Source organism: Vibrio sp. HENC-03, from assembly GCF_000305755.2.
Classification (GTDB): Bacteria; Pseudomonadota; Gammaproteobacteria; order Enterobacterales; family Vibrionaceae; genus Vibrio; species Vibrio owensii.
The window spans coordinates 142,275-155,868 of the sequence record NZ_JH976064.1; the positions used below are offsets into that span (position 1 = coordinate 142,275).

Genomic DNA, 13,594 nt, shown 5'->3' on the forward strand with positions numbered 1-13,594 from the left:
GCGTGTTAGATAGGTTTGTATTACTCATGAAAGCTCAATACGAAAAGGTTCAATACAGCCAAGACAATTCATGGCAACTGCTGATTCGGCGCTTAGAGGCTATTCCTTTCGAATGGCATTTTCACCCTGAGTACGAGCTGACACTCACTCTGAACAGCAAGGGCGAACGCTACATTGGCGATACGATCTCTGAGTATGAGGATTTCGACTTAGTGCTATTAGGGCCCAACATCCCTCACACATGGCAATCAAGAACAAGCCTAGAAGCAGATAAGGAGCAGAAGGTTTATGTCTTGTGGTTTGACACACAATGGATAGAGGAACTCTCCCGTTTATTTCCTGAATGCCAAGCCTTTTCTCCCCTGCTACTCGAAGCTCATAGAGGGCTGCACTTCTCTCAAGCTATCGCGAAGCAATTGCTGCCTCTTTTTGAAGAGTTAGACACTGCGACGCCAATGCAAAAGCTCACCATCATGCTGAGTATTCTTGATGAGCTAAGCAGCACTGTTGATTACCAACCCATATCAGTGAATCAAACCTTTAACCGACAAGACTCCGACAAACGCCAGCAAAGATTACTCAGTCAATTACTTGAAGTAATACACGCAAACTACACCGAACCGCTATCAGTCACAGAGTTGGCCTCTTTGGTTGGAATGAGTGAAAGTACCTTAGGGCGATTTTTTAAAAAGATGATGGGACAGAGTGTCAGTCACTACATCACTCAAGTAAGACTGGGTAAAGGCTGTTCGCTATTGGTACAAACCGACAAGCCCGTTTCCCTCGTTGCGGAGTTATCTGGATTCAATAACTTGTCGAACTTCAATCGATTGTTCTTAAAATACAAGCAGCTTACGCCCAAAGCATTCCGTGCGAAGTTCACACAATCCCATTGCGAAACAGAAAAAAACGCATAGCCAAATGACTATGCGTTTAAGTATCTAAGTGCATTTAAAACCCTAAAGGTCAGCTTAACTCCATGACAAGATAGAGTTAGCTTCGAGTGATTAAGGGTTTACCGTGTACGCGATTAATTCGACGATCTGTTCTGGAGTCGTTGCCCATGCCTGAGCAGAAGCATCAACTTCTTTAAGTGCATGGACAATGTTTTCATCATGCAAAGTGATGTAAGGCTTACCTAAAGCGGCACAGAAACCGGCATCAAACGCCGCATTCCACTGCTTGTATTTGTCACCAAATCGAATCACGGCAAGGTCACAAGACTTAATGGCGGTCTGAATTCGAATCGCATTTACTTTCGCTGATTTATGATCGCGCCAAAAAGGATTGTCTTCCGGGCCCAAGCCATCGCCCGCTGCATCACTGGATTCATGATGCGTGTTGGCAGAAATAAACGACACATTCAGGTCTTTTGCCTCACAGCCTTTGATGATTTGCTCACGCCAGTCGGTATGGATCTCACCCGACAGGTACACAGTTAACTTCATAATCCCTCACTTTGCTTTGTTGTGTAGTTGGATTTAAACCGCATGCGCTAGCCATTTACAAGGCTCTAAACGCATATCTGTGAATGTGGCGGTAAATGAAGATTTAAGCGGACTACAAGCATAGACACCAAAACTCACAACATTGTTTGCCGGCAATGGCGGGTTGCACTTGCCCATTTCTGGGGTAGTTTCACCCAGCTTATGTAGGTGGAAGATTCGCATTTGTTTAAATGCCACGCCATCAAAAGAAGACTCAATCAGAAAATCTGGGCCACGGCGACTCAAGCGATACCAGATTGCCTCAGGCAACGGGATGTCAGAGGTTGCCCAATCAGAGTAACCCAAGTTCGTCACGACACTGCCTAAACGTGAGAAAGCTTCGTTCTCATATTCGATAGAGGCTTTAAACCAGTTTTCGCTGTCGAGGTAAATAATCAAACCACACTGATCAAATTGCGCCTGATAATCAAAACTCACTTTTGTGGTAAAAGTAAAATTCTCTTCCGATTCGATTTGCAGTGCTGGCGCATTATCATTTCTAAATCCGTAGTATGAACGCTGCCAAAAATCGGTTTCTGGCTCCGTCGTGATGGAAACAAAGTCCTGTGTCACTTCGCTCACTTTAGGTTCAAAAATCCACTTACCGACAGTAAAATCTACCATTGTTTCATTCCTTGTTTATTCTTGTTCTTCACAACTCACGCCGATGTACTTTATCAATCAGCCGCTTTGTATTATTCCATATTCCGTACTGCTGACAACGTATCCAGCTCAACAAACAAACACAATTTTTCGATAAATAAAAAGAGCGAACTGATTGATTCGCTCTCGTTCAGATTAGAATGCTATCTAGCTTGGCTGTTTATGCTAAACCTAAATCTTCATAAACATCTTCAAGCTCTTGCGTCATGCTGTCGTAGAGATACTGTCTGGGGTTTGAACGCTTAGGATCATCAATTTTCTCTACCAGTTGAACGCCAAAAGCCTCAATCTCCTCCGGTTTGGCCGCATCAGCATTAAACATATATTCAGGCTGAAGATAGTTCATTTGAATTAAGTTTGCCGTGAGCTGAAATGGTCGCAGCAAATCAGGTACCGTGGTGAAAATATCAAAGCCTGAGTAGAACTTTTCACGACCACCAACCGATACGACAAGCTGCATGTCTTTCCCTTTCAACTTGTCACCTTGTGCGCCATATGCGAAATCGTGGGTTAGAACATCATCTAACCATTTTTTCAACAGTGGTGGCATTGAATACCAGTAGAAAGGAAATTGCAGAACAACGCGGTCATGCTCTAACAATAACGCTTGTTCCTTCTCTACGTTGATTTGGAAATCCGGATACTCCGCATAGAGATCGCGACTTGTGGTGATCTTGCCAGATTCCTCAAGCTGAGTTTTCCATGTTTGGTTGTTGCGGGAGCTTTCCAAATTTGGATGGAACACGAGATTTAGAATTTTCATGGGTGATTTCTCTTAAAAACGATGCTTAAAGCTTGAAATGTTCAACAGCCGCTTGAGCGACTTCTTTGCCGAACTCTTGAACAAAATGCCCCGCTTCAGGCACTTCCATAGGAGCAGGACAACCTTTTATAACCGTTTGCATGTACCCCATTACGGCAGGACCTAGCATTTTGTCTTTCATACCAACAGCCATAAAGGTTTCCCCTTCCCATTCCTTACCCCAGAAAGGAACCGCTGCTGTAGAAATATCAATGCACGCTTGGTCTGGATTAGCGACCATCTTCGGCATCTTACGAACAGCTGCTTTGAAAGATTCATCAGGGAATGGGGCAGCGTAAGCACGAGCCTCTTCATCATCTAACGTTGGTGCGTACTTCTTCATGAAGAGGTCCAGCGCCAACTCTTCTGGTTCGACGATGTCTTTCTTCCATTCCAAGAAGGCTTCTTGAGTGGTTGGCCCCATCAACAAACCCGTGTTCATGATCAGTAATCGCTTAAAACGTGCTTTCATCGCTTGTGGCAAAGTTAGGCCAAGCAAACCGCCCCAATCTTGAACCACCAACGTAATGTTATTTAGATCTAGGTGCTCAATCAGTCCAAGCAAATAGTTACGGTGGAACTCGAAGTTGTGGGTATCTTCCGATACTGGTTTGTCAGACTTACCAAAACCCAGCAAATCCGGTGCGATAACGCGTGCTCCCGTATCAACAAATACTGGAATCATTTTGCGATATAGATAGCTCCACGTTGGCTCACCATGAAGCAGAAGGAAAACTTCATCGGAGTTCGGGTTTCCCTCATCCAAGTAGTGACCTCGAATACCCTCATAGCCTTTTAAACCTTCTACATAGTGAGGTTTGAATGGGTAATCTTTTAAATTTTCGAATTGAGCATCTGGTGTACGTTGGACTTGAATCATGGGTATCTCCTTTTGAAATTAGGTCGCCCGACCTACTGGTTGAAAAATTAGGTCAACAGACCTAATATGTCAATACTCTTTTTCAAATTAAGATCAAACGTGATCCTTAATCTAACGCTCTGAGATGTTGTAAATGCCTAAAAAGTCAGCAAAAGTAGAAAGAATTCTTGATATAGCAATCGAGCTATTAAAAACAGAAGGTGACTTCGGTGTAACGATGCGCAAGGTCGCAAGCGTCGCAGACATGTCTTTAAGCAACGTTCAGTATTACTTCAAAACGAAAGATGACTTACTCAAAGCCGTGGCCGATCGTTATTTCCAACAATGTTTAGACGATTTAAGAGCGTTACCGGTGATGGAAGAAGAAAAGGCATTGAGACCAATTGTCTCTATGCTGCTTTCACACGGTCATGAGCTTTCTGACATGTGTCGAATCTTCAGAGAGTATTGGGCAATCTCTACGCGTAATAAGAGTATTGAGTCTTACCTGAGCGATTACTATCAAACGATGGTCGTGGTAATGAAGGAGAAAATCGCGCCGCTAGCAAAAGATCAAACCTCGCAATCACGAGCAGTATCGATTCTTATCCCATTCGTGGAAGGATATTCTGTGACGGCGAAAGCGATGCCAGTTTCACTCGATGAAATGGTCGACACGATTGAAGCGATGCTACTCGTTAATTTACGCGGGGATTACTAGAAACATACAGCGCTACGCCATTTCAACAGGTATGAATATCAAAGGCGGCTTCCCCGCTGCCTTTTGCAAACCATTCAACTCTCGCTAACAGCTCGGATTTTCAACTTCAAACGCTTTAACACGCATTCACAACACGCCACTTTTGTTTGGTTGTCCCTCGGGGTTTTGTATACACATTGCGGTGTTTTGTGCACTGACTAAAAATCACCACTGAGTACGATAGTCACATCAACAAACAGAAGAGAGATAACGTGATGACAGTACAAAAGGTTGAATTTAAGAGCTTGGGGCTAACTTTGGTTGGCGACATGTACCTACCCCAAGATTTTGATGAATCGAAACAATACAAAACCATCGTAGTTACCCCACCAGCGCACCAAATCAAAGAACAAACCGCCGCGGTATACGGACCTATCTTTGCAAAACTGGGCTTCGTTTATCTTGCCTTTGATTACAACAGCAAGGGTGAATCGGACACTTACAGCGAAGGTTTCCGTAACGATGAGAACAGCTTCCGTAAACACGAAGATCTACGCAACGCAATTTCTTTCCTTTGTTCTTTACCTTATGTAGATAAAGACAAGTTGTATGGCATTGGTATCTGTGGCGGCGGCAACATTATGAGTAGCGTGCTTATCACAGACTTGCGAGTAAAAGCTTTTGCTTCTATCAGCGCAATGTTAGCAACCGATGCCATGTTCTTTAGCGATAAAGCGGCTTACCGAGGCATGATCGGCGCCGCGAATGACGCTCGCCAACGCATGTACAATGAGCAAAGTTCGGAAACATTCGACTTGTTTGGATACGACGATCCCGATTACAAATGGAACAACCCTCAAGCTTCAGAAGCAGCACTTGAAGGTTATGAGTTCTACGGTACCGCTCGCGCTGGCACTGAGACCTACCCTAGATTCTCTAACCAAGTGTTATCGAACATTTATGAGTCGGCAGTACTGAATATCGGTGAACGCTACGCTGAACACATGGCTCAACCATTCTTGGGTGTTGTGGGCGAACTAGCAGATACCGCAATCGCAACTGAGCTATTCTATGAGAAGGTCACATCGCCAAAAGAACTCTTTACCGTGCCTGGCGCGAGTCATGTAGACTTATACGATGTTGAAGAGTATGTAACGGTTGCTGCGAATAAGATTGCTGAGTTCTTCAATAGCCAAAGCTCATAAGGCTGTATCGCGAAATAAACCAACAAGTTAATTCATGGCAACAGTGGCAGCTTGGTTATCTGCCACTGTCATTTTAGGTAATCGTATGAAGAAGTATCATTTTCAGTCCATCGCAGAGCAAAACGAGTGGTTTGGAATCCGGCCTCCTGAGCATCCGTTAATTGATGTCATCAAAATGGATTCTAAAGACCACGATGATGATCTGCGATGCGACAACGGTTTTGCTATCTCAAGCGATTTTTACTCTATCTCGCTGAAACACATCACTTCTGGCGAGTTGCTTTACGGTCGAACCAAATACGATTGCTCCAATGGCACCATGATCTTTATTGCACCCGAGCAAGAGATTGCTGGCATTGGTATTAAAGTCGACTCTGTGGCTCGAAGCATCTGTTTCCATGAGGATTATATTCGCGGCCACGAACTGCAAGAACAGCTTAAGAAGTACCATTTCTTTAAGTATTCTGTGAACGAAGCGTTGCACCTTTCGCCAAAAGAAGAAAAACAAATGGCGGCGATTTTTGACGCTATTGAAGCGGAATATCGCAATAACTTGGACGCCTTTACCAAAGAGCTGATTTTGTCGCAACTCGGCACATTACTGATGTACGCCAATCGCTACTATCATCGTCAGTTCTTAATGCGTAAAGAGTCTGAAAGCTCAGTATACGAACGCTTCTCACAACTGTTGGACTACAGAATGCAAGCGATTCTTGATGAGTCTTCTAATATCCCAGAAGTGGAAGAATTGGCTTCAAGCATGAATATGACCAGCCGATACTTGAGCGATGCACTTAAAGCAGAAACGGGCAAAACGACCAAAGATTGGATTCACAAAACCTTGATCGATAAGTCGAAAGATCTGCTTCTCTCTACCGAGGATTCTGTTGCGACCATTGCCTACACGCTTGGCTTTGAGTATCCACAGTACTTCTCTCGCCTATTCAAAAATAAAGTCGGTTTAACCCCTTCCGAATACCGCACAGAGAATCGATTGCATTAAAAGCATGTTGATAGCGGATTAACGAACACAAAAAAGACGGCCATGTGAGCCGTCTTTTTGTTTATCTGCAGTAATAACTGAATAAAACGTTAGTCGTTCGAGTCCTTTCCTTTTTGCTCGGTTTCTAGAATAGCTTCTTGTGCCTGTCCAGGCTCGATGATATCAGCAACGTCTTGGGTTTCTGTGTCTACCCACTTCATAAACACTTGGTAACCCGCCGCTAAGAACGCAGCACCAATGAACATGCCAAGAATACCGCCCGACATCATGCCGCCGACCGCACCAATCAAGACAATAGGCATAGGAACTTCTAACCCGCGTCCGAGAATCAGTGGTTTCAAGAAGTTGTCGATCAGACTCGCTGCAATCAATAACACAGTAAAGATGACGTTATGAACCGTGCCGCTATCTCCTGCCCATAGAATACCGACAGCAACCAACGCAATAATGGTCACGGGCAATTGCACAATCGCAAAGATCAACGCAATGAGTGTAAACAAAGCGGCAGCAGGTACACCGGATAATGCAACAACTCCGCCGAATGCCATTGCCGTTAAGAACGCAATACCGATGATTCCCACGGCGACTTGTCTGATGGTGGCCGTGGTGAGTTGATGTAAATCTGGCCCCCTCACCTCATCGGTGAAGCTAATGAAGATCTTACGTATCGACTTTGCAGCAGGTTGAGCCCAAGCGAGCATGATACCGGCGATAATGATCGCGCCTATCAGCATAAACACGCTCTTCGCCGCTCCCGTTGCACTGTCAACGAACCAACTAAAGAAGCCTTTGATTTGAGGCTGACGCTTTTCGACAAACGTTGGCAGATCGTCTGCGGCCTCAAACCAAACTGCATGAACTTTTTCACCGACTAGAGGCCACGTTTTGACGCTATCTGCAGGCTTGGCGATGACCAAAGTGCCATCTCGATACGATTCAAATGCACCGAGTGTTTTCGAAGCAAAGGAATTTCCCACCATGGCCGTTGGCGTGCCAAGAATCAAGACACCAATGATTGCAATTAATGTGGCAGCACGAGCCGAGCTTAACCCAAGCTTTCTTTCAATGACGAGTTTGACTGGATAGAGCGCAATGGCAAGCACCAACGCCCAAAGTAAGATAGGAAGAAATGGTAAAAACGCCCACCAACAGACAATAACGATAAGCGTCGTGACTGAGAATCGAATCAAAGACGTGGTAAACGCCTTAGCCAACACTTTCTCTAAGTTTTCATTTGGATTACTCAACTGTTTTTCCCTTTGGTTTCGCGCCATATTCTTATTCATCGGTAATCCGATAATCGATGACGCGTGAATAGACCCAACACAGTATTTATCCGTACTTAATCAAAGACCGATGGCTTAAATAGCTGCGGTTTCATAAAACAAGCACTCATATAAAACCTAGTACACTTCCCCGTACATTCAACGGTTTAGTGAACAAGTTTGTGTTCAGTCACAAAGGGAAAATCAAAGCGATTGCTTATTCCGCTGAGCAAGTCACCTGGTTAAGCGCTTCGGCGTCCATGATTGTGTTGGCGATAAGAGACTCGAATATCTCCAACTGCCCTGCTGGTATCAACTGGTTTTGAATTTCGCGTCGCTTATCAGAATCAAACAGGCGCTCCGCTAACCAACCAATGAGGTACATCAATGATAAACAACCTCCCGCCGTTGCAATATTTCCCTCAACAACCAGAGGAACATCTTGAACGTCTCCTCCCATGCTCTTTAATACCGCTTTAGCATCTGGGTTGGTTGTGAGCTTTTTACCGTCAAGCAAGCCCAGTTCATGCAAGATAAAAGAACCCGCGCAGATAGAGCCAATTAACTGCCTTTCTGGATTGAGCTTCATCGCGGACATGAAGTCACTATTTTGAAGCGCTGCTGGTATGCCTTTCTTGCCACTCGCGATAAGCACAACGTCTTGCGTTGCAACTTCAGAGATATGACCGTCCGTCTTTACCGTCATACCGAGATGAGAAACATGCTCTGGCTTGGTCCCTAGCACTTTGACTGTCCAACTGTCTTGCGTCCTTCCTAACAGGTCATACATCAAGAAAAAGTCTACGTCTGTGAAATCATCAAACAACACAATCCCAACGGTATACATAAGCCAACCAACCTAACGAATTATAAAATGTGCAAACAGTGTAACGACAACTTAAGCAAGTCGCGAATCATCCATTAGAAATAGGTTCACACATTCGCACCTGCTTAATAAGTCATTGCTAATTAGCACATTTTTGACATAAAAAGTGTAAATGGCATCAGTTACATTGATATCAAATCATCATTAATGAGCGCCCAATCACATCGAAAAAATCATCGAAATCAATCGATTTAATTCCTTATTAACTTTTATAAATCCGAACTACTATCAAGTAGAACCGTTGTTCAACGTATATAAGGTTAATAATAATGAGAAAGACTTTATCCACCCTAAGCATCGCGCTTGCGCTATTTTCAGGTGCATCGTTCGCTGCTGATAACTACACGCTAGATTCAAAATTCTCCTCAGTCAGCTTTGCTACCATCAAAAATCAGTTTGTTGTTGAACCTGCGACCATCGATGCCCTCAAAGGCACGCTTAACAGCGAAGGACAATTTGATGTATCTGTAGACCTAAACAGCATTGAAACAGGCATTCCAATCCGTAATACGCGACTCAACGAAATCTTCTTCGAATCGGCAAAACATGCTCCTGTGAAAGTTGTCGGTAAGGTCGATTGGTCGGCGCTAGGTGAAGGCTCTCACAAGCTTAAAGTACCTGCTGAAGTGACACTGTTTGGTAAGACCAAGTCGGTAGAATTCCCTGTTGTGGTACTCAATGCTGGCGATACTGTGATGGTTAGCTCAAGTGCGCCTGTCATTATTGGCGCTTCGGATTTTGGTATCCCAACTGAAAACTTAACGAACCTAGCAGCAACGGTTGGTGGTATTAAGATTTCAGATCGAGTTCCACTCACTCTGAATCTCACCTTTAAAAAGTAGTTATTTAGCCCAAAACGGCTTGATAACGCGAAACAAAGGCTTGGAGGCTCACCAAGCCTTTTTTCTTTTGGTTTACGCGCTTTGTTCAATGTGCTTCAAAGCGCCCGTTTCCCTGTTATCAATTTTGCTTCGACGTAGTCAGCGCCATGCTTCTTAACACATCATTCTTACTCACGAAGTGGTGTTTCAATGCCGCCGCAACGTGCAACGCCACCAGCGTCGCTAATGTGGCACAACCAACTCGATGAACCATAAAGAAAAACTCATTCACTTCGGCATTAGAAATTGGGTTTGGAATGGTAAACAGCCAAAAGAATGGGTACTCGTGCTTAAGCATCAAAAAGCCACTGACAAAGACAACAAACATCACAAGATAGATGGTGCCATGAGCCAATTTAGCGATGCTTTTCTGCGTGCTGGGGATTGTGCTTGGTAACTCCGGTGTCTTTCGAAAAAATGACCAACCCCAACGTACGATTAACAACACGGATGCAATGGTCGCGAATGACATGTTGAGCGTCGACAACACATGAAACAGTTGCGGCATATCCATCACAAACAACATGCCATAACCCGCAATGGTGGCGTAGATGATGATCACCGCCATTATCCAATGTAACCATTTACTGAACGCGTCATAGTGTTGTGACGTATTGCTTTGGTGTTGGGGTGAGTCATTTTTAGGTTTGAATGCCTTATTTTGGGCGTGCGGAATCGCTTTCTGGTGCTGACCAGAATCTAGTTTTGACATATTGTCACCACTGAATTTCAATTGGAATTTGCATGGGAATACGGCGAGCGAGAGGCGTTCCCATGATGAAGATTGAAGAAATAACGGAAGGCATGAGAGCCTTCCGTCGTTCAAGTAGATTACAAGATGAGGTGAGTACTACTTGCTTACACTGATCATGTCATTAAAGTAGTCAACTTGCTCTGCCATGCTCAAACCTTGGTTGTTTGAACCTAGCGTCCACATGAAGAAACCACCGTAACCGTTATCTTTCTGCCACTTAGCACGGTCTAGGTTGTTTTGACGCGTTTCAACAAAGTTGCCACCTGGCGCCCATTGGCTGTTGATCGTGTTACCTAAAACAATCTTCGACTTGTCTCCAATATATTCAGCATAGTTCGCCATCGCGACGTCGTAGAGGAAGTTTCGACCTGCGTCATACGTCATTACGTTGAAGAAATCGAAGTCGTTCTTGGTTGCTTTCAGCAAATCGATCACTTCACCGTGGTGAGATGAACGGCCTGATGGTTCAATGTAAGAACAATTTTCGAACACACTCGCATCCATACACTCAACTGGGTCTGCACCTACGTGGTAAGTCGTCAGAGACAGCACTTTCGTATTGCCTACTTTCTCACGGATCAGTTTGATCAGAGCAGTCAGATCTTGGTTCTCTTTATCCGTGATACGAGCGGCTTTCTCGAAGTCAAAATCTAGACCGTCAATGTGCACGTAGCCTGCTAGCTGGTACTTACTGTAATCACAGCTGCCATCAGGTTTTGATGCAAGACATTCACCTTCCATCTCTTCTGGTGTCAGATTCTTTTTGTACACAGGGAATGGCGTATGTACCAAATCAACCAATCCAGTTGCGACCGCTTCACGGCTTTGTGGCGTGCTGATCGCTGACCAAATGCTTTCGTACGTTTGACCACCGAACGCCACCATCATAGTTACGTTTTCATTGTCATGCTTAAGTGTTGACCAAGCTAGGTACTGCGTTGGCATCCAATCCGGATTGTAATCTGGTGGCGTTAGCATGCCATCAGAGATAGTAATGTTACCGCTCGCGTCCCACTTACCAAATGACAATAGGTAACCGTCACCCTCTGAATTGAACAACTGCTCGTAGTCATTCAAGCCCCATGATGTTAGGTAACTGATAGAGCGATCTGGGTTATCGACTAAACCACCGCCGCCAGTGCTTTCTTTCACCGTAATGTTAGACGTTGCCGAAGTTTGTTCTTGGTTTGCGGTGTTTACTGCTTTAGCTGTGATCGCGTAAGCGCCCTTCTGTGCACCTAGCCATTCGTATTCGTATGGTGCTTCAGTGTCTTTGAATAGCTCATTACCATTTGCAATAAAGCTTACTGAAGTAATATCACCTTCGTAGCTCTTCGCGTCTGCTTTGATTGAAATTGCACGACCTTCAAAGTAGCTCGAACCATCAACAGGAGAAGACAGCGAAACCACCAAGTCTTTATCGGTGATCGCCAGAGAAATTGGTGCGGCTTCTGCACTTGCCCCTTGGTCATCGTAAGCAACGACGGTTAGCGTGTATTGGCCTTCGTCTTGCGCAGGAACTGTAATGGTGTAGGTATCGCCTTGTGATGGAGTGCTTGATGTTGCCACCACTTGACCATTCAACTGAACGTCAACGCGAGCAACTTCAGTATCGTCAGTCGCATCGACAATCACATCGAACGCTTGGTTTGGTGCAATTTTTTGTCCATCTTGAGGAGATTGAACATCCACTACTGGAACTGGGTTAGGATCACATTGCCCAACTTCGTCCCACGCGTCTTTCCACGCATCCGGATAATCTGGGTGACCTGTCCCTGGCGTCCAAACCGGGTTTCCACACCAACCGGCTACGGTACATGAATAGATGTTGCCGATATTGGTAACTTCATCACCCACCTTGTATGGCACGCCATCTTCGTATTGAGGAACATCGCCACAACTGGTGCCCGTGTCTGTCACAGTAATGGTTAGGCTCTTGCGAGTAACATGTTGTTCGTCATCTTGAGCTTCTGCGCGAAGCGTTGCTGAACCCGCTGTTTGTGCAGTCCAATCACAAGAGAAATCTTGTGTCGTTTTCGCGTCTAACTGACATACTTCAGCATCGTTAGCAAAGAACTTAACCGTCGCTAAGTCATCATCCGCATCGGTGACATTGGCTGAGATCGAAATCGTGTCACCTTTTTGGTGAGAAGAGCCTGCATCTGGTGAGATAAACTCAATCACAGGAGGATTCGGCGCGGTAGATTCAGATTCAACCGTGACTTGTACCGATTGTTCAGTCAGCTTTTCGCCACTCTCGTTGAACGCCATGACAGCAATTGAAGCGGCGCCAATTTCCGCTGGTAGCCAAGCTTGTTGATACTCGGTTGTTCCGTCGACTACAGGTTGCTCTGCCAGCTTGGTATTGTTGACCCAGAACTCTAGCTTGCTTGCACCTTCATCCTCTACGCTCGTGATGATGTCTACATTCGAGCCAGTGTAAACCACAGAGTTTTGTGCCGGCGCTAAGATATCCAATGAGAACTCTGGTGGAGGAACAACTTCACCATCGACTTTCACCACCACGGAATCTTCAAACGCATTGAGATCCTTCAGTTCGCCGCCAAATGAGATGGTTAACGCCGCCGACTCACCAGATGCCAACTCACTGTCTACCCAAGATCCTGCTGGGAATTTGAGTGTTACAGCGTTCAACACGCCGTCAGCTTGTGTTGTATGAGCGATCTCCCATGATGGGTATGAAAGGTGATTTGATGCCCAACCAATGTCGTTAATTGCGACAGGCAGTACGAACTCAATCACGGCCTCACGCATGTCTGCGCTGTCTGAGCCAGTGTTTTTGATGTCTAACTTATAGGTGCTCCAGTATTCGCTTTCTGATTGTGCAACCGCATCCGTGCTGAATTCCGCCGCCATGGCTTGGGAGATCGGATTCAACAATAAACCAGAACAAAGCATTGTTAACCCTAACGTGCGATAACCAATGGAGTTTGTCTGCGTAGCACTGCTCTTTCTTAGATACATAATTAAGTCCTTAGTCTTATATTAATTATTTAGGTACTGCACAAAGACCTGCAATTAACGGTTCAATTATTTTTTGCAAGCACACTTAATTTATAAATAAAAAT

13 protein-coding genes are annotated in these 13,594 nt (G+C 44.9%); 5 read left to right on the plus strand and 8 right to left on the minus strand.

Annotated features, from left to right (window positions below; translation table 11 throughout):
- Positions 1-26: 26 nt before the first annotated feature.
- Positions 27-917 (plus strand): helix-turn-helix domain-containing protein, encoded by an 891-nt coding sequence (locus VCHENC03_RS22510; RefSeq protein WP_009704542.1) that lies wholly within the window; start codon positions 27-29, stop codon positions 915-917.
- A gap of 90 nt (positions 918-1,007) precedes the next feature.
- Here the strand turns inward: VCHENC03_RS22510 and VCHENC03_RS22505 are convergent, their stop codons facing one another.
- The 4 genes from VCHENC03_RS22505 to VCHENC03_RS22490 form a co-directional block, all read right to left on the minus strand.
- Complete coding sequence (locus VCHENC03_RS22505) at positions 1,008-1,448, minus strand: YtoQ family protein (protein WP_020196348.1); 441 nt, start codon at positions 1,446-1,448, stop codon at positions 1,008-1,010.
- Positions 1,449-1,481: 33 nt separating this feature from the next.
- Positions 1,482-2,111: a DUF1349 domain-containing protein gene (locus tag VCHENC03_RS22500; RefSeq protein ID WP_009704544.1), complete on the minus strand. Its 630-nt coding sequence runs from the start codon at positions 2,109-2,111 to the stop codon at positions 1,482-1,484.
- Between the two features lie 199 nt (positions 2,112-2,310).
- Positions 2,311-2,913 carry an NAD(P)H-dependent oxidoreductase gene (locus tag VCHENC03_RS22495; protein ID WP_009704545.1) on the minus strand — a complete coding sequence of 201 codons (603 nt, stop codon included), beginning with the start codon at positions 2,911-2,913 and terminating at the stop codon, positions 2,311-2,313.
- A 25-nt stretch (positions 2,914-2,938) separates the two neighbouring features.
- Entirely contained in the window at positions 2,939-3,832 is an 894-nt protein-coding gene (locus VCHENC03_RS22490; protein WP_009704546.1) for a haloalkane dehalogenase, read from the minus strand.
- Between the two features lie 133 nt (positions 3,833-3,965).
- On the opposite strand from VCHENC03_RS22490, the gene VCHENC03_RS22485 reads away from it, so the two are divergent.
- From VCHENC03_RS22485 to VCHENC03_RS22475, 3 genes are all read left to right on the plus strand, one after another.
- Positions 3,966-4,532: a TetR/AcrR family transcriptional regulator gene (locus VCHENC03_RS22485; RefSeq protein ID WP_009704547.1), complete on the plus strand. Its 567-nt coding sequence runs from the start codon at positions 3,966-3,968 to the stop codon at positions 4,530-4,532.
- A 254-nt stretch (positions 4,533-4,786) separates the two neighbouring features.
- Positions 4,787-5,716: an alpha/beta hydrolase gene (locus tag VCHENC03_RS22480; protein WP_009704548.1), complete on the plus strand. Its 930-nt coding sequence runs from the start codon at positions 4,787-4,789 to the stop codon at positions 5,714-5,716.
- 85 nt (positions 5,717-5,801) lie between these two features.
- Positions 5,802-6,719, plus strand: a complete 918-nt coding sequence (locus tag VCHENC03_RS22475) for a helix-turn-helix domain-containing protein (RefSeq protein ID WP_032802225.1) — start codon at positions 5,802-5,804, stop codon at positions 6,717-6,719.
- An 89-nt stretch (positions 6,720-6,808) separates the two neighbouring features.
- Here the strand turns inward: VCHENC03_RS22475 and VCHENC03_RS22470 are convergent, their stop codons facing one another.
- Together VCHENC03_RS22470 and VCHENC03_RS22465 are read right to left on the minus strand one after the other, a co-directional pair.
- Positions 6,809-7,966 (minus strand): AI-2E family transporter, encoded by a 1,158-nt coding sequence (locus VCHENC03_RS22470; protein ID WP_009704550.1) that lies wholly within the window; start codon positions 7,964-7,966, stop codon positions 6,809-6,811.
- Positions 7,967-8,201: 235 nt separating this feature from the next.
- Positions 8,202-8,831: a DJ-1/PfpI family protein gene (locus tag VCHENC03_RS22465; RefSeq protein WP_009704551.1), complete on the minus strand. Its 630-nt coding sequence runs from the start codon at positions 8,829-8,831 to the stop codon at positions 8,202-8,204.
- Positions 8,832-9,139: 308 nt separating this feature from the next.
- Between VCHENC03_RS22465 and VCHENC03_RS22460 the strand changes: the two genes are divergently transcribed.
- The gene (locus VCHENC03_RS22460; RefSeq protein ID WP_009704552.1) at positions 9,140-9,712 is read left to right on the plus strand and encodes a YceI family protein; all 573 of its coding nucleotides are present in this window, start codon (positions 9,140-9,142) and stop codon (positions 9,710-9,712) included.
- A 118-nt stretch (positions 9,713-9,830) separates the two neighbouring features.
- Here VCHENC03_RS22460 and VCHENC03_RS22455 read toward each other — a convergent pair whose 3' ends face one another.
- Positions 9,831-10,463: a cytochrome b gene (locus tag VCHENC03_RS22455; protein ID WP_009704553.1), complete on the minus strand. Its 633-nt coding sequence runs from the start codon at positions 10,461-10,463 to the stop codon at positions 9,831-9,833.
- 138 nt (positions 10,464-10,601) lie between these two features.
- Complete coding sequence (locus VCHENC03_RS22450) at positions 10,602-13,490, minus strand: Ig-like domain-containing protein (protein WP_009704554.1); 2,889 nt, start codon at positions 13,488-13,490, stop codon at positions 10,602-10,604.
- Positions 13,491-13,594: the final 104 nt, after the last annotated feature.

Bases quoted from the DNA above. Each gene is read 5' to 3' on its own strand.
- VCHENC03_RS22455 (WP_009704553.1), bottom strand. From the start codon at position 10,463: ATGTCAAAACTAGATTCTGGTCAGCACCAGAAAGCGATTCCGCACGCC.
- VCHENC03_RS22505 (WP_020196348.1), bottom strand. From the start codon at position 1,448: ATGAAGTTAACTGTGTACCTGTCGGGTGAGATCCATACCGACTGGCGT.
- VCHENC03_RS22485 (WP_009704547.1), top strand. From the start codon at position 3,966: ATGCCTAAAAAGTCAGCAAAAGTAGAAAGAATTCTTGATATAGCAATC.
- VCHENC03_RS22510 (WP_009704542.1), top strand. From the start codon at position 27: ATGAAAGCTCAATACGAAAAGGTTCAATACAGCCAAGACAATTCATGG.
- VCHENC03_RS22450 (WP_009704554.1), bottom strand. From the start codon at position 13,490: ATGTATCTAAGAAAGAGCAGTGCTACGCAGACAAACTCCATTGGTTAT.
- VCHENC03_RS22490 (WP_009704546.1), bottom strand. From the start codon at position 3,832: ATGATTCAAGTCCAACGTACACCAGATGCTCAATTCGAAAATTTAAAA.
- VCHENC03_RS22460 (WP_009704552.1), top strand. From the start codon at position 9,140: ATGAGAAAGACTTTATCCACCCTAAGCATCGCGCTTGCGCTATTTTCA.
- VCHENC03_RS22480 (WP_009704548.1), top strand. From the start codon at position 4,787: ATGACAGTACAAAAGGTTGAATTTAAGAGCTTGGGGCTAACTTTGGTT.
- VCHENC03_RS22465 (WP_009704551.1), bottom strand. From the start codon at position 8,831: ATGTATACCGTTGGGATTGTGTTGTTTGATGATTTCACAGACGTAGAC.
- VCHENC03_RS22495 (WP_009704545.1), bottom strand. From the start codon at position 2,913: ATGAAAATTCTAAATCTCGTGTTCCATCCAAATTTGGAAAGCTCCCGC.
- VCHENC03_RS22500 (WP_009704544.1), bottom strand. From the start codon at position 2,111: ATGGTAGATTTTACTGTCGGTAAGTGGATTTTTGAACCTAAAGTGAGC.
- VCHENC03_RS22475 (WP_032802225.1), top strand. From the start codon at position 5,802: ATGAAGAAGTATCATTTTCAGTCCATCGCAGAGCAAAACGAGTGGTTT.